The organism is Natrinema thermotolerans (assembly GCF_031165565.1).
Lineage (GTDB): Archaea > Halobacteriota > Halobacteria > Halobacteriales > Natrialbaceae > Natrinema > Natrinema thermotolerans.
Window position 1 is genome coordinate 1060148 of record NZ_CP101873.1, and the last position, 19085, is coordinate 1079232.

At 65.7% G+C, this 19085-nt stretch carries 15 protein-coding genes; 6 read left to right on the top strand and 9 right to left on the bottom strand.

What is annotated here, in order from left to right; genetic code table 11:
- Positions 1–11: 11 nt before the first annotated feature.
- Positions 12–839, bottom strand: a complete 828-nt coding sequence (locus tag NP511_RS05475; RefSeq protein ID WP_006649308.1) for an HpcH/HpaI aldolase/citrate lyase family protein — start codon at positions 837–839, stop codon at positions 12–14.
- 193 nt (positions 840–1032) lie between these two features.
- Here NP511_RS05475 and NP511_RS05480 point away from each other — a divergent pair, with 193 nt between their 5' ends.
- On the top strand, positions 1033–1326 hold the full coding sequence (locus NP511_RS05480) for a PadR family transcriptional regulator (protein ID WP_049964735.1): 294 nt from the start codon (positions 1033–1035) through the stop codon (positions 1324–1326).
- Positions 1327–1401: 75 nt separating this feature from the next.
- Here the strand turns inward: NP511_RS05480 and NP511_RS05485 are convergent, their stop codons facing one another.
- Together NP511_RS05485 and NP511_RS05490 are read right to left on the bottom strand one after the other, a co-directional pair.
- The gene (locus NP511_RS05485) at positions 1402–1734 is read right to left on the bottom strand and encodes a hypothetical protein (protein ID WP_006181118.1); all 333 of its coding nucleotides are present in this window, start codon (positions 1732–1734) and stop codon (positions 1402–1404) included.
- A gap of 190 nt (positions 1735–1924) precedes the next feature.
- Positions 1925–2737, bottom strand: coding sequence for a polyprenyl synthetase family protein (locus NP511_RS05490; protein ID WP_049964736.1), 813 nt, complete (start codon positions 2735–2737; stop codon positions 1925–1927).
- A 319-nt stretch (positions 2738–3056) separates the two neighbouring features.
- Between NP511_RS05490 and NP511_RS05495 the strand changes: the two genes are divergently transcribed.
- Entirely contained in the window at positions 3057–3653 is a 597-nt protein-coding gene (locus NP511_RS05495; protein ID WP_006649310.1) for a TetR/AcrR family transcriptional regulator, read from the top strand.
- A gap of 24 nt (positions 3654–3677) precedes the next feature.
- Here the strand turns inward: NP511_RS05495 and NP511_RS05500 are convergent, their stop codons facing one another.
- Positions 3678–4103, bottom strand: a complete 426-nt coding sequence (locus NP511_RS05500) for a zinc ribbon domain-containing protein (RefSeq protein WP_049964737.1) — start codon at positions 4101–4103, stop codon at positions 3678–3680.
- Positions 4104–4200: 97 nt separating this feature from the next.
- Positions 4201–5229: an LLM class flavin-dependent oxidoreductase gene (locus NP511_RS05505; RefSeq protein ID WP_049964738.1), complete on the bottom strand. Its 1029-nt coding sequence runs from the start codon at positions 5227–5229 to the stop codon at positions 4201–4203.
- 324 nt (positions 5230–5553) lie between these two features.
- Between NP511_RS05505 and lonB the strand changes: the two genes are divergently transcribed.
- Complete coding sequence (gene lonB, locus NP511_RS05510) at positions 5554–7710, top strand: ATP-dependent protease LonB (RefSeq protein ID WP_049964739.1); 2157 nt, start codon at positions 5554–5556, stop codon at positions 7708–7710.
- A gap of 795 nt (positions 7711–8505) precedes the next feature.
- Here lonB and NP511_RS05515 read toward each other — a convergent pair.
- Positions 8506–9114 (bottom strand): TetR/AcrR family transcriptional regulator, encoded by a 609-nt coding sequence (locus NP511_RS05515; protein WP_049964741.1) that lies wholly within the window; start codon positions 9112–9114, stop codon positions 8506–8508.
- A 538-nt stretch (positions 9115–9652) separates the two neighbouring features.
- Here NP511_RS05515 and NP511_RS05520 point away from each other — a divergent pair.
- Entirely contained in the window at positions 9653–12673 is a 3021-nt protein-coding gene (locus NP511_RS05520; protein ID WP_049964742.1) for an MMPL family transporter, read from the top strand.
- Between the two features lie 126 nt (positions 12674–12799).
- Here NP511_RS05520 and aroC read toward each other — a convergent pair whose 3' ends face one another.
- Positions 12800–13951: a chorismate synthase gene (aroC, locus tag NP511_RS05525; RefSeq protein ID WP_049964743.1), complete on the bottom strand. Its 1152-nt coding sequence runs from the start codon at positions 13949–13951 to the stop codon at positions 12800–12802.
- A 255-nt stretch (positions 13952–14206) separates the two neighbouring features.
- Between aroC and NP511_RS05530 the strand changes: the two genes are divergently transcribed.
- The gene (locus tag NP511_RS05530; RefSeq protein ID WP_006649316.1) at positions 14207–15379 is read left to right on the top strand and encodes an MFS transporter; all 1173 of its coding nucleotides are present in this window, start codon (positions 14207–14209) and stop codon (positions 15377–15379) included.
- Between the two features lie 155 nt (positions 15380–15534).
- On the top strand, positions 15535–16110 hold the full coding sequence (locus NP511_RS05535; RefSeq protein WP_006649317.1) for a DoxX family membrane protein: 576 nt from the start codon (positions 15535–15537) through the stop codon (positions 16108–16110).
- Positions 16111–16556: 446 nt separating this feature from the next.
- On the opposite strand, the gene NP511_RS05540 is transcribed toward NP511_RS05535, so the two are convergent.
- Positions 16557–17699 carry a thiolase family protein gene (locus NP511_RS05540; protein ID WP_006181130.1) on the bottom strand — a complete coding sequence of 381 codons (1143 nt, stop codon included), beginning with the start codon at positions 17697–17699 and terminating at the stop codon, positions 16557–16559.
- An 85-nt stretch (positions 17700–17784) separates the two neighbouring features.
- Positions 17785–19080, bottom strand: coding sequence for a 3-phosphoshikimate 1-carboxyvinyltransferase (gene aroA, locus NP511_RS05545; protein WP_049964744.1), 1296 nt, complete (start codon positions 19078–19080; stop codon positions 17785–17787).
- Positions 19081–19085: the final 5 nt, after the last annotated feature.

Here is a 19085-nt window from a genome sequence, read left to right on the forward strand (position 1 = left end):
CGGTCGAGGGCTCACTCCACCTGCTCGGCACGCTCGAGGATGCGTTCGGCCTGTGCGATAAGCGGCGCATCGATCATCTCGCCGTCGACTTCGAACACGCCCGCGTCCGTCCGGTCCCGGGCGTCGAGAACGCGTTCCGCCCACTCGACGTCGTCGTCGCTCGGCGTGAAGGCGTCGTTGATGACCGGGACCTGCGCGGGATGGATCGCGATCTTCCCGTCGTACCCGAGCCGCGCGGCAAAGGCCGTTTCGTCGCGAAGTCCGTCCGTATCCGTGAAGTCCGTATAGACGGTATCGATAGCGTCGACGCCGGCGGCGCTGGCTGCGAGAACGGTCCGCTCTCGAGCGTACAACACCTCCGTTCCCTCGCTCGTCCGCGTCGCGCCGATGTCCGCCGCGAGGTCCTCGGCACCGAACAAGAGTGCGTCGGTCGCGGCGGCCGTGGCGATCTCGTCGGCCCGGAGGACGCCCGCGGCGGACTCGATCAGCGACAGGACCGGGAGATCGGCATCGTATTCGTCGAAGAGGCGCTCGACCGTTCGGACGTCGGCTGCTGACTCCGTTTTCGGGAGCATCACGCTGTCCGGACGCGGTCCCTCGAGGATCGCCTCGAGATCGGTCGCGGCCGACGTGCCGACCGGATTCACGCGAACGCAGCGTTCGGGCTCGGCCGCGCCGTCGGCGAGGACGTCGCGAACGGCCTCGCGTGCGGCCGCCTTGTCGGCCGGTGCGACCGCGTCCTCCAGGTCGAAGACGACGACATCCGCCTCGCTCGTGGCCGCTTTCCGCATGATCTCGGGTTCGTCTCCCGGGGCGAACAGAACGCTTCGGCGAACCATACATACTGTTGGTAGTTCTCCCGATTAAGCGGTGTGGTTCGTCATCCCAAGAAAAGCGGTATCGTACCGATCGCCGTCCGCTCGGTCGACCGGTCGCGAGCGAGCCCCGACTCGTCGGTTGTGGATCTGTACCAATTGGACACACCGGATCTCGTTCCGCGGTTCTTATACGCGACCCGACCAAAGCCCGGACATGTACGATCTCACGGGCTTTCAGCGTGACCTGCTGTACGTGATCGCCGGACAGGACGAGCCGCACGGACTCGCGATCAAGGACGAACTCGAGACCTACTACGAGAAGGAGATCCACCACGGGCGACTCTATCCGAATCTCGACGACGTCGTCGAGAAGGGTCTCGTCGAGAAGGGCGAACTCGACCAGCGGACGAACTACTACACGATCACGGCGCGCGGGCGGCGCGAACTCGAGGCGCGTCGGGAGTGGGAAGACCAGTACGTCGAGGCGTTGCTCTCGGAGTCGGAGTGAGAACGGCCGCTATCGCCGCATCGATATCCGGACTCAGCTCCCGGCCATCTCTCCGGACGACGGGTGCAGCGGGAACTACGCCTCGTCAAGTACTTGCCCCCACAGTCCGGGCAGCTCGTCGATGCGTTGCCAGCCGGCCGCCTCGTCGACGTCGTCGGCGACGACGGTGATCTCGTCGAAGTACTCCTCGAGGACCGCGCCCCGCTCCATCGCCAGCGGCGGCGTACAGTAGTCCTCCTCGATCCACACCGCCTCGCCGGTCGTCGGATCGAAGCGTGCGTTCTCGAGGGCCGTCGTCATCGCACGGCCGAACGGGTCCAACTGCTCGATATCGCCGTCGTCGAGCCGGTCGCGTAACTCGGGGAGTCGCTCGCGTTTCGGCCGAGCGCGCACGAATCGGTGTGCCATGTGTTTACGGATGGGTTTATCGGCGATAAACCCCGAGATCGTTCCGGTGGGTTGACCGGCGAAAGCGAGACCGTGCCGGTACCGGCGCGAGTTCTCTCATCGGTTCGTGTCGCTGTTCGGCCCGATACTGACACGACGATTATACAACCGCCTGCGCTGTCATTTCCGGGGCGACGGGAAGCGGTGGCAGTCAGTGGAGTTCCGGGTCGGTCGGGACGTTTCGACCGAGAAATTCGCGAAGGGAGTCGACGTCCGCGGTCGACGAGAGGGTCCGAAGCGCTCGAGTCGCGTCCGCGTGTTGGGCCCGTGCGTACCGACGCAGTTGCCGGTCGTCACGGACTCGGGGGCCGGGACGGGACGACACCGTGTCGGTTGCAACGTCGTCTCGGATGCGCCGTTCGACACTGCCGCCGCGTCCAACCGTTTCGAAGCGACCTCGCTGCCGGTCGTCGACAGCCGCAAGCGTCGCGCCGATATCGGCCGCACCGCGACCGAGCGCACCCGCCGTTCCGTCGACGAACGACCGGTACGCCGCCGGCGTCGGCTGCGAGTCGAAATCCGCGTCGGCGAGCGTTTCGACGAGTCGCTCCGACACGGTTGCGAGGCGCTCGATGCACGCCCCTCCCGCCGTTCCCTCGAGCGATCCGAGCATCGAATACGCTGCCGTCTGGAGGTAGTCGGCGGCCAGTAACGCCGCGTTCGACTCCCACGCCACTGCTTCGGTTCCCGGCGTGTCGAGCCTGGCTAGCAACCGTTCCCGAAGGAGCGAGTAGCCCCGGAACAGCTCCATCGCGGTCGCAGCCCGGAGTATCGACGGCGAGTCCGGCGCGTCCGTGACCGAGTTCGCGACGAGCGCGACGAGCTGTCCGTACCACCGATCGTCCCGGTCGACGACGGCCGTCCGCGCCGGCAGCAGGTAGTCGCCACGCGCGGTTTCGAGCGTCCCCTCGAGTCGCTCGTCGATCGCGTCCCGACGTTCGCTGAGCGAGAGTTCACGAGTCATCGACGGTCGGTCTCCGACCGGGTCGCGGTCATCGCGGGAACACCGACGTCCGTTTCGGACGGCACCGTCGCCGACGTCACGAGCCCGTCCCGCGTTCGATGCCTACTGTACGAACTCTCGGCTACTGCATCGGTATCCATGTCGTTCCGTGTTCCTGACTATTAACCAGTTAGTCAAAAACGTTCGGGAACAGTATCGACTCGAGAGGGGCGTTCCGGAGCCGAGATCAGACAGACTCACGTGGGGGAGTCGGAACGACCCGCGACGGGCTAACGAGCAGGTCACAACTGTTATCCGCCGCCCGACCGACACTCGAACAATGGCAAAGTCGCCAACTGAGCCGGTCTCCGACCCGAACGAGGAGATCATGCGTGCGACCTATCGCGCGCTTCGCGAACACGGATACGCCGACCTCACGATCCAACGGATCGCCGACGAGTACGGGAAGTCGACGGCCGCGATCCACTACCACTACGACACCAAAGAGGACCTGCTCGCGGCGTTTCTGGATTACGTCCTCGATCGGTTCAAAGACACCGTCCACGAGGTCGAAACGACGGATCCGGAACGGCGACTCGACAAACTGCTCGACAAACTGCTCGTCGAGCCCGAAGACCACCAGGACTTACTCGTCGCGATCCTGGAGATGCGGAGTCAGGCACCGTACAAGGACCGGTTCAGCGACCGGTTTCGGCAGAACGACGAGTACGTGCGGTACCTGCTTCGCACGGTGATCGACCAGGGAATTCAGGACGGCGTCTTCGTCGACGTCGACACCGAACACGTCGCACGCGCGCTCATGACGATCGTCGACGGAGCCCGAACTCGAGCGGTCGTACTGGACGAAGACTGTGCGCTTACAACGGCGAGACGGACCGCCGACGAGTACGTAACGAGCGTTCTTCTGGAAGACTGAGCGCGTCGATCGGTATCTGTGCCCTCAGCGATCCTCGGGCGTCGACTCTCGATCGGCGTTCTCGACCGCTCTCGTACACCAGTGACAGAACTCGAGGTCCGGATCGAGTTCGTTTCCGCAGTGGGGACAGTCAGTCGTTTCCGTCTCGGACGACGGTGACGGGGTCGTCCTCGTCTGCTGTGTGTACGCGAGCAGGTACGCGTCGACGGTACTGAGTCCCACGACAAGAAGCATCGGTGCGACGGCAAGCAGTGTCTCCGTGGTCCCGTTCCCGGCCAGCAACGTGTCGATCGCTGCCGGATCGACGAACGCGGCGGACACGCCGAACGAAACGACGATCCAGCCGAGCGCACGGCGCAGCCGTCGGAGGTACAGGTGCCCGAGCCCGGTGGCGAGCGCCGCGAGCAGTGCTGCGAGCCACGGTCGCTTCTGGGATATCGACTTGGGCATACACTTACTAACCGGTTAGTATCGCATAAGTCTTCGTTTCTCTCACACCGTCGGCCCTTCTCGGACGAGTGATCCGGAAGCCGTTCGGAACGGGCACTCAACGGGCCGTGAGGCCGACGCCGTCGGCCAGTAGTTCGTGCGAACGGAGCGCGATGTCGTGATCGGGGACGACGTGCTGGATCATCACCTCGTCGACGCCGACGCGATCGGCGAGTTGCTCTAGGAGGCCTGCAACCGTATCCGGACTCCCGGAGATCGCACGCGGCCACTCGTCGGCATCGAGCGTCGCAGGCGTCGGCTGTGGGACGCCGCCGAGTTCGTCGATGGCGTCCTCGATCGACGGTCTCGTCCCGATTTCGCCGCGTTGCATCCGCTTGTACGTCGCCTCGGCGACCGCTCGGATCCGCGCCGCCGCTTGGTCCGTTTCGGCACAGACCGCGTTCACCGCGAGCATCCCCTGTGGCTCGTCGAGTCCGTCGGCCAGCCGCGACGACTGGAAGTGATCGCGGTAGGCCTCGAACGATCGCGTGGCGAGTTGCGGCCGAATGAACGCCGCGAAACAGTACCGGAGCCCGAGTTCACCGGCGATCGCCGCACTGGACGGACTCGAGCCGAGGACCCATGGAACCGGCTCGGCGTCGCCCGAGCGCGGTATCTCGAGGTCCGCGTAGGCGTGTCCCTCGGGATAGTCGTCGTAGAGGTGATCGACGACGGCCTTGATCTTCTCGGTGTGGTCCTCGTCGGGGTTCTGCACGCGTCGCTCCGTGCCGAGGGCGCGGTCGGCGGCCGGCGAGCCGTTCGCCCGCCCGAGACCCGCGTCGATACGGCCCGGCGCGAGCGCGTCCAGCGCGCCGAACTGTTCGGCGACCTTGAACGGGCTGTAGTGGTTGAGCAGGACCGCTCCGGAACCGAGGCGGATCGCGTCGGTTTCCGCGGCGAGATGGCCGAGCAAGACTTCGGGTGCGGTGCCCGCGATCCTGGTCGCCATGCCGTGGTGTTCGGCGACCCAGAACCGTGAGTAACCGAGCCGCTCGGCCTGTCGGGCGGCCTCGACGGTGTTCGCGTAGGCGTCGGTCGCGGTACCGTCGTCTGGGACCGGAGAGAGGTCTACGGCGGAGAGTTCCATACCGATCCTCGGAGACTGCGAGACATAACGGTTCGGTTAGCAGTACGTCTGTACGCGACCGGATGCCACCGCACCACCGTCCCCGCTGTACCGTCGTCGGAGCCGGTTCGTATCGGTGCCCAGTTCACGTCCGCCCGGTCGGACCCGTTCGCAGACATCGCTCGGGAACGGCACCCCTCCGGCGTCTGCACGGACCGGAACCCACCTGCCGGAACTGCCGTCTGTAGTCGTCGTATCGGCCGCTCGAGGCGATCGCTCGCAACTATCACGTGGAGAAAGTATATCAGTCGCAGTCCCCTCGGGTCGGATACTGAACGGAGTTTTATGAGTGAGAATACGAACGGCGGCGATCCTCCCGAAGACGCCTCGGAGCCCGCTCCGACCGACGAGCGACCCGAGGAGCCCGCCGAGCGTCAGGGAGATCGATCGTCGCCCGAGGACGAGAGCGGCCGTCGTGACAGCGCCGACGATCCGATCGACGGGGTCGACCCGTCGTCCGACGAGGACGACGACCTCGAGACGGTCGAGGACCTCGGCAGTACGGTCGAGGTCGATCCCGGCGTCGAGGTCGACGAGGAGATCGCCGAAGACGACCTTCTCGGTGGACTGAAGATCGATACCACCGAGGACATCGAGGTCCCGGATCGGCTCGTCGATCAGGTCATCGGCCAGGACGAAGCACGCGATATCATCATCAAGGCGGCCAAGCAGCGCCGCCACGTCATGATGATCGGCTCGCCAGGGACCGGCAAATCGATGCTGGCCAAGGCGATGAGTCAACTGCTGCCCAAGGAAGACCTCCAGGACGTTCTGGTCTATCCCAACCCCGACGACGAAAACGAGCCGAAAGTCCGGACCGTTCCCGCCGGCAAGGGCGATCAGATCGTCGACGCTCACAAGGAGGAAGCCAGCAAGCGAAACCGGATGCGATCGATCCTGATGTGGGTCGTCATCGCAGTGATCCTCGCCTATACGATTCTGTCGGGATCCTCGCTCCTGCTTGGCCTCCTCGCGGCGGGCGTCATCTGGTTTATCTTCCGGACGCTGGGGCAGGGCTCGGACGCGATGGTGCCGAACCTGCTGGTCAACAACGGCGATCAGCGCGTCGCGCCGTTCGAGGACGCGACGGGTGCCCACGCCGGCGCGCTGCTTGGCGACGTCCGCCACGACCCCTTCCAGTCCGGCGGCATGGGAACGCCGAGCCACGAGCGGGTCGAACCCGGGTCGATCCATCAGTCCAACAAGGGCGTGCTGTTCCTCGACGAGATCAACACGCTCGATATTCAGACCCAGCAGAAGCTGATGACGGCGATCCAGGAGGGCGAGTTCTCGATCACGGGCCAGTCCGAGCGCTCCTCGGGCGCGATGGTCCAGACCGAACCCGTCCCCTGTGACTTCATCATGGTCGCTGCGGGGAACTTAGACGCCATGGAGAACATGCACCCCGCGCTGCGCAACCGGATCAAGGGGTACGGCTACGAGGTCTACATGGACGACACCATCGAGGACACCCCCGAAATGCGGCGCAAGTACGCCCGCTTCATCGCTCAGGAGGTCGAACGCGACGGGCGTCTCCCCCACTTCACCGACGACGCCGTCGAGGAACTCATCCTCGAGGCCAAGCGTCGCTCGGGTCGTAAGAACCACCTCACGCTGCACTTCCGAACCCTTGGTGGACTCGTCCGTGTCGCGGGTGACATCGCCCGCGCCGAGGACCGAGAACACACGACTCGAGACGACGTACTCCGGGCCAAGGACCGCTCGCGCTCGATCGAGCAACAGCTCGCCGACGACTACATCGAGCGCCGCAAGGACTACGAACTGCAGGTCACCACGGACGGCGTGGCGGGCCGGGTCAACGGTCTCGCCGTCATGGGCGAGGACTCGGGCATCATGCTCCCGGTCATGGCCGAGATCGCCCCCACGCAGGGCGGCGGTCGGGTGATCGCCACCGGCCAGCTCAAGGAGATGGCCGAGGAGTCGGTCCAGAACGTCTCCGCGATCATCAAGAAGTTCTCCGACGTCGACCTCTCGGAGAAGGACATCCACATCCAGTTCGTTCAGGCCGGCGAAGGTGGTGTGGACGGCGACTCCGCCTCGATCACCGTGGCGACCGCCGTCATCTCCGCGCTCGAGGACATCCCGGTCGATCAGTCGGTCGCGATGACCGGCTCGCTGTCGGTCCGCGGCGACGTGTTGCCGGTCGGTGGGGTCACCCACAAGATCGAGGCCGCCGCCAAGGCCGGCTGTACCAAGGTCATCATTCCCGAGGCGAACGAACAGGACGTGATGATCGAAGACGAGTACGAGGACATGATCGAGATCATTCCCTGCTCGAACATCAGCGAAGTTCTCGACGTCGCCCTGATGGGCGAACCCAAGAAGGACTCGCTGGTCGCCCGGCTCAGGTCGATCACCGGCACCGCGTTCGAACAGGAGGCCGTCGGCTCCGCCAGCGGCTCGAGTCCGAGCCCGCAGTAACCGACTAACGGCGCTCGGCCGACGAAACCGCCGTCGCTTCTCAGTTTTGCCGTCCGCGTCTTCGATTCGAGTGGGGGCCGACAGTGCTTTCGATCCGATTCGCCGCGGTATCGATACGCATCGGAACCGCCGACCGGACTGCCGATGGGACACCACATGCTTGGCGAGAGACCGATCGACGGCGTTGGATTCGGCTGCGAGGACCTCGAGAACAGGTTACCGCAGGGTGTCGGCGACTGCACCGGAACGGAAACCGGCCCCTCCGTTTACACCCATACGTATGTAACCAAAAGCGACGCTATCGCTAACCGAAACATCCGCCGGCATACTTATAAAAATTACTAATCGGTTAGTTACTGGCGACACAGCTGTAGACCGGCGGCTGTCGCTGGTATCGTCGCTACCCCAACGTGGGAAACGGACACCGCAGAGAGTGATCGAACGGCGTTGCGAGAGAGGAACGGATCCGTCGTCACGGAGCAGTCTCCCGTCCGCTTCTGTAACGCACGCTCGAGGCGGCGACATCGATCTACCATCGAGTGATAACCGATAATTGAACAGTTAGTTATCGGAGACAGCGCACCGTCGGCAGGACAGTCGTCATCGACGTGGGCCGGGATAACCGCTTTACCGGCGCAGAAACGCGCTCTCGGTCGGGTCACGTCTCGGGTCAGCAACTGATCGGTGACCAACTGAGACGTTCGACTGCGAAACGCGACGCAGACCCAGCGCGACGGGGGGATCGTCGTCCGTAACCCGGTCCCAGTTCGTCCGACAGTCCGTTCTCGGGGCGATTCACTCCGCCTCGAGGAGGCACTCGCGGATGTATCGTTCGAACGCACTCCGTCCGTCCTCGAGGATGTCGTCGTCGCTGGTCACGCGCTGGGTCATCGTTCCGACGAACACGAGCTGAAACAGCGCCGCCGTCTCCTGTGGATCGACGTCCCGAAAGACGCCCTGTTCGATGCCCGACCGAATGGTGTGGGCGACGTGTTTGCGGACGAACTGATCGCTACGCGTGAAGTGTTCCCGGTAGCCCTCGTCGTGGGCCGCCTGCGCACGCAACTCGACGAGTGCCCGGGTGAAGTCGGTCCCCATCTCGGCGACACCGAGATCGAACGTTTGTTCAACGATTTCCGCGATGTGGTCGTCGGCCCCGCCCGCGCGATACGTCGGGATCTGTCCCTCGAGCTGGTCCAGCATGAACGACAGGAAATCGAGCAGGAGGTCGTCCTTGCTGTCGTAGTGGTGATACAGCAACGACTTGCTCTTCGAGAACTCGTCCCCGATCCGCTGGATCGTCAGTTCGTTGTAGCCGTGTTCACAGAGCGCGACGTAGGTCGCCCTCATAATGGCGTCTCGCGTGTCGTCCGTTTCCTCGAGAAACGGCGGAAACTGCGTCATAGCGGTCGCGTTCCCCCCGACTCAACGAGCGGCTGACAGTCGCCCCGCTCCGGTGGTTCGACTCGAGTCCCGGCGTCGCCCGCCGTCCGATCCGCTGCCGTAACAGCCTCCATCTGAGTACGACGTACCGCTGCAACGTATAAAAATTGATTGAATGGTCAACTGCAGACGCTTCCGATTCGGTCCGAGTCTCGTGTGACGGTCGGTAGCAGGACCGATCTAGAGGGAGAAAGTAGATATGTGCTGACTGAATATTCAGTTAGTACATGGCCGAAGAATCGAGGCGGGCTCCCGAGACCGGGTGGCCGACGGCCGTCGTCGGAGCGTTCTCCCGTCCGGAACGGAGAGCAGTATCGAGACGGTCGCGAACCGCGTCGGAGACACCGGCACGCGTTCGTGTCCCGACGGAACAACTGTCGGACCGGCCGACGTGGACCCGCCGCCCGATCGCGGCCGCGAGTCCGGTGGGTCGCGGTCGGTCCCGATCGGGATCGCGTCGTCCTGACGCCACGACGGTTCGCGGAGGGAGGAACGGCACATGAGTTGGATCGACCGGATCGCCGACGGCGTCACGGAACACAGTCGGGTCGTAATCGCCGTCATGCTCGTTCTCACGGTCGTCGCGGGCTCCGGGGCCGGCATGATCGAGCAGTCCTCGTCGCTCGATCAGTTCCAGAGCGACACCGAAGAAGCACAGAAACTCGAGTACGTCGAGCAGAACTTCTCGACCGGGCAGGAGAACACGTCGGCGGCACAGGTGATCGTCAGGGGTGACAACGTCCTCTCCCAGGAGTCGCTGGTCGAGACGCTTCGACTCCAACAATCGTTCCGCGAGAACGAGACGGTCTCCGGGACGCTCGTCGACGACCGGCCGACGGTCGGCGCGGCGAACCTCGTCGCGATCTCGTCGCTTACCGCCGACCAGCAGCGCGAACTCGAGGCGACGGCCGCGGAGTTCGAGGAACTGAACGCGACCGTCCAGGCGGAACGCACCGCCGTGGCAGAACGGAGCGCGGCGCTGAACGCGACACGGGTGGAGCTTCGCGGGGCGCTCGAGACGCTTCGGGCCGATCCGTCGGCGTCGCCGCGTGAACAGTTCGCAGCGGTCGACGAGAACTCGTCGGTCGACCTGAACGAGACGCAGTACGCGACGTTCAACGAATCGGCACAGCGCCTTCGTGCCGCCGAGAACGAGTCACGGATCGACGCGGCGTACCGCCTCGGGACGCAGGGCGTCCTCGAAGACGAGTACGCGGCCCTCGACCGGCGCAGTGCGGCCCTCGAGTCACAGAGCGAGCGACTCCAGTCGCTCGGCGCTGAACTGTCGGCCGAGCAAGCCGCCCTCGAGAACGCAACCTCACCGACGCTGCCCGAACAGATCGATGCGCTCGAGTCGATGAACGCCACCGAGTACGAGCGCGCCCTCGGTGCCGTCCTGAGCGAGGACTCGTCCGGTCGAACGAGCGGTCTGGCCTTCATGCCGACGAGCTACGACGCCGGATCGACGAGCGCGAACGCGACGATGCTGCTGGTCACCCACCAGACCGAGGGTGATGGCGGCCAGGGCGGAATGGCCTCCGACGCGCTCGTCGACGCGCAACTGGCCATGCAGTCCATCGCCACCGACGCGTTCGAATCCGACGGTGCCGACGTCATCGTCTTCGGCGGCGGCATCATGGGCGAGGAGATCGACAATTCGATGGGCGACAGCCTCGCGATCGTCGGGCCGCTCGCGCTGCTGTTCGTCGTCGTCGCCCTGATCGTCGCGTACCGCGATCTTCTCGATATCCTCCTCGGCCTGTTCGGCATCGCCGCCGTCTTGCTCTGGACGTTCGGCTTCATGGGCTGGACCGGAATCGACTTCAACCAGATGTTCATCGCGGTTCCGGTCCTGCTGATCGGGCTCTCGATCGACTACGCGATCCATATCTTCATGCGCCACCGCGAACAGCGGCAGGCGGGCGGCGCGTACGGTGCCGACGACACGCGCGGCTCGATGGGGACCGCGCTGGCCGGCGTCGGCATCGCGCTCGTGTTGGTGACCGCGACGACGGCGATCGGCTTCCTCTCGAACCTCACGAGTCCGGTGCCACCGATTCAGGACTTCGGCATCGTCAGCGCCGTCGGGATCACGGTCGCCCTGCTCGTGTTCGGCGTCCTGATTCCGGCGCTCAAGATCGAACTCGACGAGTTCCTCGAGAGCCGCGGCTTCGACCGGAAAAAGCGCGCGTTCGGGACCGGCGGCGGGCGGTTCAGCCAGCTCCTGTCGACCGGTTCGACGGCGGCACGCCGGATCCCGATCGTCGTCATCCTGCTCGCGCTTCTCGTGAGCGCTGGCGGTGCCTACGGCGCGACGCAGGTCGATACCAGCTTCAGCCAGGAGGACTTCATCGCGGAGGACCCCCCGGCGTGGACGGACGACCTCCCCGAGCCGTTCAAACCCGGCGACTACTCGATGAAGGAGAACCTCGAGTTCGTCAACGAGAACTTCGTTCGGGAGGATTCACAGGCACAGATTCTCGTGGAGGGCAACGTTACTGATCCGGCGACGATACAGCGGCTCGAGGCGGCCGAACGCGAGGCCGCCAACAGCTCCGTCGCCGCCACCCTCTCGAGCGGCGAGGCCGACGTCCGAAGTCCGATCGGGACGATGCAGCAGGTCGCACGCGAGAACGAATCGTTCAACGCGACGCTCACCGCGGCGGATACCGACGGTGACCGCGTCCCCGACCGGAACCTCGAGCAGGTGTACGACGACCTGTTCGCGGTCGCCCCCGACGAAGCGAGCGGCGTCCTCCACCGGACCGCGGACGGTGACTACGAGGCCGCCCGACTGGTTATCTCGACGAGCGGCACCGCGGCCATGAGCGACGTCACGACCGAGATGCGATCCATCGCGGACGGGATCGACGGAAACGGGCTCGAGGCCACCGCGACCGGGCAGACGATCCTGTTCGACATCATCCAGGACCAACTCATGGACACGGTCATCGAGAGCCTGCTGATCACCCTCGTGGCCGTCTTCGCCTTCCTGATGATCGCCTACCGGCTCACGAAAGGCAGTGCGACCCTCGGTGCGGTGACGCTGTTGCCGGTCGTGTTCAGCGTCTCGTGGATTCTCGGGACGATGTCCCTGCTCGAGATCCCGTTCAACGTCATGACGGGGATGATCACGAGCCTCACGGTTGGGCTCGGCGTCGCCTACAGCATCCACATGAGCGAGCGCTACAGCCTCGAGTTGGAGCGGACCGGCTCCGTCTGGGAGGCAATGTCCCGGACGGTCACCGGCACTGGCGGTGCGTTGCTCGGCAGCGCCGCGACGACCGTCGGCGGCTTCGGCGTCCTCGCGTTCGCCATCCTCCCGCCGCTCCAGCAGTTCGGGATCATCACGGGGCTGACGATCGTCTACGCGTTCCTCGCGAGCGTCCTCGTCCTCCCGAGCCTGCTCGTGGTCTGGACGCGGTATCTCGGGCCGGACGTCTCGTTCGACGCGCCGAGTGACTCGCCCGCACCCACGGCCAGCGACGGCGGCCAGCCGACGGACCGAGTCGAGGAGTAACCCGGTCCCGTTCCGCCGTTCGATCCTCGCTCGAGCGACGTGGAACACGGACCGGACCGATTCCGTTCTACCTGTTTGCTACTCAGGCGATCAAAAAGAATCGCGGGACCCGTCCCAGCTTCGGCGCTACTCGTTTTCCGGGTTGCTCGGGTGGTACTCGGTGTCGTACTCCCCCGGGCTGTCGTCGACGCGGTCGGGGTTGAGTCGGCCCGACAGCAGCATGAAGTCGACCAGCGTCAGCGCGAGCATCGCCTCGACGACGGGGACCCCACGCGGCGGGAGGACGGGATCGTGGCGGCCGATGACCTGCTCCTCTTTTATTTCGCCGGTCTCCCAGTCGGCGGTCTGCTGGGACTTCGGGATCGAGGTCGGCGCGTGCAGCGTCACCTCGCCATAGATCGGTTCGCCGCTCGAGATGCCGCCCTGAATCCCACCGTGGTCGTTCTCGACTGGGACCGGGTCGCCGTCCTCGCCGAACTCCCAATCGTCGTTGCGCTCCTTACCGGTCCACTCGCGGGCCTCGCGCCCGAGGCCGAACTCGAAGGCCGTCGTGGCGGGCACCGCCATCATTGCCTGGCCGAGTCGCGCGGACAGCGAGTCGAACCGCGGCGCACCCAGCCCGACGGGGACGCCCTGTGCCTCGAAGTAGATGCTGCCGCCGATGGAATCGCCTTCCTCCTGATACTCTTCGATCCGCTCTTGCATCCGCTCGGCGGTCTCGGGGTGGGCACAGCGGACGTCGTTTTCCTCCGAATGTTTCTTGATCTGGTCGAAGCTCACTTCGGGCGCTTCGATGTCGTCGATCTGGTTGACGTGGGCCTTGAGTTCGATCCCCTCACGCTCGAGGAGTTTCTTCGCGATTGCGCCCGCAGCGACCCAGTTGACGGTCTCGCGGGCCGACGAGCGACCGCCGCCGCCCCAGTTGCGCGTCCCGAACTTGGCCGAGTAGGTGAAGTCGCCGTGGGAGGGCCGTGGCGCGGTGATGAAGGGCTCGTACTTGCCCGAGCGGGCGTCCTTGTTCTGGATGACCAGCCCGATCGGCGTCCCCGTCGTGTAGCCGTCCTGAATCCCCGATTTGATCGAGACGTCGTCGGGCTCGCCCCGAGACGTCGTGATCATCGACTGGCCCGGCTTGCGCCGATCGAGGTCCGCCTGAATGTCCTCCTCGGAGAGTTCGAGGCCGGCGGGACAGCCCGAGACGGTACAGCCCATCGCTTCCCCGTGGCTCTCGCCGAACGTGGTCACCTGAAAGAGGCGACCGAAGCGGTTGCCGTTCATTACCACGTCCTCGGGGACCGGGCCACTTAGCCCTGCAGGGTTCGGCCACGGCCGGCGGGCCGCCGCTGCCCGAGCAGTCGGCAACAGTTTGCGGAAGTCGAAGCCGTTCCGTTTCGGACCGGCCTCGTGTATGAAAGCGTCCGGATATGTACCCGAAAGCATGCGACAGCAGTGCGGGACTGCGGTCGAGTCGATCCCGACGGTCCGATGTAATCACGCTTATACAGCTCAGCGAGAAAGTCGCCGGTAGAGTACATGCGCTGGCAGTACCGGACGACGGTCCTCGGCCTCTGTCTGCTCGCGTTCTTCGTCACGTACTTCGCCCGGATGGCGATCAGTCCGGTCGTTCCGTTCATCGTCGCGGACTTCGCCGTCTCGAACACGGCGATCGGGTTCGCGCTGACGGGGATGTGGCTCGCCTACGGCCTCTCGCAGTTCCCCAGCGGCGTCCTCAGCGACCGCTACGGGGAGAAGCCGGTGATCCTCGTCGCCGTCGGCGGGACCGTGATCGCGAGCGTGTTGCTCGCGTTCTCGCCGATCTTCGCCGCCTTCGTCGTTTTCGCCGTTCTCCTCGGCTCGGTCGCGGGGCTGCACTACGCCGTCGCGACGACGCTGCTCTCGCGGACCTACGACGAACTCGGCCGCGCGGTCGGGATCCACTCGATCGGCGGCCCGCTGGCCGGGCTCGTCGCCCCCGTCGGGGCGGCGTGGGTCGGGGTCCGGTTCGGCTGGCGGCCGGCGCTCGCGCTCACACTCGTCGTCGGCCTGCCGGTCTTCGTCCTCTTCGCGTGGCGGATCCGCCCGACCGAACCGCGGCGGCCGGACCAGCCGATGCGGGAGCGGTTCGAACTCGCCACCCTGCTCGAACTGGTCTCGCGGCCGGCGGTCGCCTTTACCCTCGCGATCGCCATGCTCGGTACCTTCATCGTCCAGGGGTTGCTTACGTTCCTGCCGACGTTTCTCGTCGAACACCACCGCTACTCGGCGACGCTCGCCGGAACCGCCTTCTCGGCCTTCTTTTTCGTCCGGACCGTCGGCCAGTTCGCCGTCGGCGAACTCTCCGATCGATACGGCCGCGACCTCGTGATCGGCGCGTCGCTGTTTGCCGGATCGGTCGGCCTGTTCGGCCTCGTCGTCGGCGGGAGCCGCGCCACTGTCGGCATCGCCGTTCTCGCAGCCGGCCTGGGCTCGAGTTTCTTCGCGGCGATCGATCCCCGGTTTCTCGACCAGTTCGGCGACACCGAACGCGGGGCCGGCTTCGGGCTCGTCCGGACGTGCTACACCGTCGTCGGCTCCGCCGGCTCGGTCGGCGTCGGCCTGCTGGCCGACCTGTTCGGCTGGGGCGCGGCGTTTGTCGTTCTCGGCGGGCTGTTTTCGATCACGTTCCTCGCGCTGGCCGTGAACTGGGCGTTTGGACTCGGCTATTGACCGCGAGCGCAGCGACGGGTCGTCGGTCGTCGGGGGTCCGTCTCGCACCCCGCGTATAATTCGAATACGTTATGGAAATCCGTGCTAGCACGTATCCATCTATCTATATATACTCGAGTGACCGTCTAGGAAGTAGGAAGTATTCTTCCGTTACCATGACTGCATCCCCCATCTCTACAGACGCTCGCAACACGTTCGAAAGCACCGTCGGCGGCTACACGGTCGGCGGTCGCGCCCACAGCCTCTCGGCCTGGTTCGTCCTCTCGCTCCGGCTCATGATGGGCTGGGCCTTCGCCTACTCCGGGTTCACCAAGCTCGTCGCGGCCGAACCGTTCAGCGCCGGCGGCTACCTGACCAACGTCGCCGCGACCAACGGCAACCCCCTCGCCGGCCTCTTCGCCTGGATGGGCTCGACGCCGTGGTTCGTCGAGTTCGCGAACGTCGCCGTCCCGTGGGGCGAACTCCTGATCGGCCTCGGCCTGCTCGTCGGCGCGCTCGTCCGCCTCGCGGCGTTCTTCGGCGCGCTCATGATGCTCATGTTCTACTTCGGGAACTGGGACATCGCCCACGGCGTCATCAACGGCGACTTCGCCTACATGCTCGTGTTCCTCGCCGTTGCCGCCTTCGGCGCCGGCCGCATCCTCGGCCTCGACGCCTGGATCGAAAGCTACGATCTCGACGGCGAGACGTTGCTCGAGCGCTATCCCCGACTCGAGTACCTCCTCGGATAGACAACTTCGTGCTGTTCTCCTGCTGTCGCTGTACTCGATTGTACTACTCGAAGCCGGCTACGACTCACTCGTGGACGGAACACCGCGATAGATTTTGAGCAAACGATCAGCTCGAGCGGCTCAGGGCAGTTCGAACTCGATCGCCGCACCCTGGCGCGACCACCTTTTGTCTCGCTCGTCGCTCGCTCACGGATCGCTTTGCTCCCCGTTCGCGTTCTGCGGTTCTCGCTCGCAAAATCTGGGCCAAAAAGCCTAGTCGACTCGTCTCAGGGCAGTTCGAACTCGATCTCCGCACCCTGGCGCGACCACCTTTTGTCTCGCTCGTCGCTCGCTCACGGATCGCTTTGCTCCCCGTTCGCGTTCTGCGGTTCTCGCTCACTTCGTTCGCTTCAAACCGCACGCTCCTCGCTCGCAAAATCTGGACCAAAAAGCCTAGTCGACTCGTCTCAGGGCAGTTCGAACTCGATCGCCGCACCCTGGCCGAAGCCGACACACTCCGTCGCGATACCGCGCTCGACGCCCTCGCGGTTCATCTCGTGGACCAGCGTCACCGGGAGGCGCGCGCCGGAACAGCCCAGCGGATGGCCGATCGCGATCGCGCCGCCGTTGACGTTCAGTTGATCGTCCGGAATGCCCAGTTCGCGCTGGGAGTACAGCGTCTGGCTGGCGAAGGCCTCGTTGATCTCGACCAGCCCGTAGTCGTCGATGTCACGGCCCGCGCGCTCGAGCAGTCCCTCCGTCGCGGGGACCGGCCCGACGCCCATGACCGTCGGGTCGACGCCAGCGACGTAGCTAGTCCCGACTTCGGCGAGGACCTCGAGGTCGTTCTCGTCGGCGAACTCCCGGCTGGTCAGCATGACGCCGGCCGCACCGTCGGCGATCTGGGACGCGTTGCCAGGTGTGACCGTGCCGTCCTCCTTGAACACCGTCGGGAGTTCGGCGAGCTTCTCGGGGGTCGTCCCCGGACGGAGCCCCTCGTCCTCGTCGTGGACGCCGTCCTCGGTCTCGATCGGGACGATCTCGTCGTCGAACTTGCCCGCCTCGGTCGCTTCGACCGCGCGCTGCTGGCTGCGCGCGCCGTACTCGTCCTGTTCCTCGCGACTGATGTCGTATTTCTCGGCGACCTTCTCGGCGGTCATCCCCATCTGGAGGTTCCGCATCCCGTACTCCTCGTCGAGTTTCGGATACATCTCGCCGCTGTCGGCCGCGCCCATCTTCACGCGGCTCATGCTCTCGACGCCGCCGGCGATGACCGCCTGATGGCGGCCCGCGGCGATCGAGTCCGCGGCGCTGATGATCGCCTGCGCCGAGGAGGCACACTGGCGGTCGACCGTTGTCGCCGGGACCGACTCGCCCAGCTCGGAGAACAGTGCGATCTGACGTGCGATGTTCGTCCGCTGCTCGGAGCGTTGCTGGGCGCAACCCCACATCAGATCGTCGACGTCGTCGCCCTCGACGCCGGTCTCCGCAAGCATCTCGTCGACCAGCGGAATCGAGAGGTCCTCGCTCCGAACCTCCGCGAGGGCTCCGTCTTCTTTCCCCTGTGCGGTCCTAACAGCGCTAACGATTACCGGCGTATTGCCTGACATTGTATGCCATCATTTTTCCTGGGGATAAATAGCTACCCTTGGCGGAAGATAACGTGGGTCTCGAATCGTCGATGGCTGGCGTCGGCTACGCCCGTCGCTCGAGCGCGACGCCTACCTCCTCGAGCAGGTCGAAGAAGCCGGGGAACGAGACGTCGACGTGGTCGGCTCCCTCGATCGTGGTCTCGCCGTCGGCCGCGAGGCCGGCCAGTGCCAGCGCCATGATGATCCGGTGGTCGTCGCGACCGGAGACGGTCGCACCCTCGAGCGTCGAGTCCCCGCCGTGGACCGTCAGTGAGTCGCGCTCCTCAGTGGTCTCGACGCCCATCTTTCCCAACGCCTCGGCCATCGCACTCACGCGGTCGGTCTCCTTGTAGCGGACGTGTTCGGCGTTCGTGATCTTCGTGTCGCCGTCCGCGACCGCCCCCAGCGTCGCGATCGTCGGCAGGAGGTCGGGCGTGTCCTCGACGTCGACCTCGATCCCGGCGAGCGGGGCGGCTGCGACGTCGATCGTCCCCGACTCGCGGTCCCAGTCGACGTCGGCACCCATCCGCTCGACGATCTCCACGATTGCGGTGTCTCCCTGTGCGCTGGGATGCGCGCCCTCGATGCGGATCCCCTCGCCGTCGGCGGCGATCGCCCCCGCAGCCAGCGGGTACGAGATCGACGAGAAGTCGCCGGGAACGGCGTACTCCCCGCCCGTGGGTGCGTAGGACTGGCCGCCATCGACCGCAAAGCCGTCCTCGGTGTGGCGGGCGTCGACGCCGAAGTCGTCGAGGACCTCGAGCGTGATGTCGACGTAGGGTGCGGACTTGAGTTCCGTCTCGAGGTCGATCGCGAGCCCCTCGTCGGTGACCGCACCGGCCATCAACAGGGCGGTGATGTACTGCGAGGAGACGTCGCCCGGGATCGACACCTCGCCGCCCGACAGCGGGCCGGTGACGACCAGCGGGGCCTGCCCGTTCCCGCGAGTGCTGTCGGCCGTCGCGCCGAGATCGGCCAGCGCCTCGAGCAGTGGCCCCTGGGGCCGCGAGCGAAGCGACTCGTCGCCGGTCAGGACGGTGGTGCCGTCGGCCAGCGCCGCGGCCGCGGTGACGAGTCGCATCGTCGTCCCGCTGTTCGCGCAGTCGACGACGTCGGCCGGCACGTCGGGCCGGCCGTCGAAACCGTCGATCTCGAGACGGCCGTCGTCGCCGCGGTCGACGTCGCCGCCGAACAGGCCGACCGCGCGGGCCGTCGCTCGCGTGTCGGCACTCCAGAGCGCGTCGCGGACGGTCGCGCTGTCGGCGTAGCCCGCCGCGAGGATCGCCCGGTGGGTGTAGCTCTTCGAGGGTGGTGCCCGCGCCGTGCCGGCGACGCTCGAGGGGGAGATGGTGACGTTCATGGTCA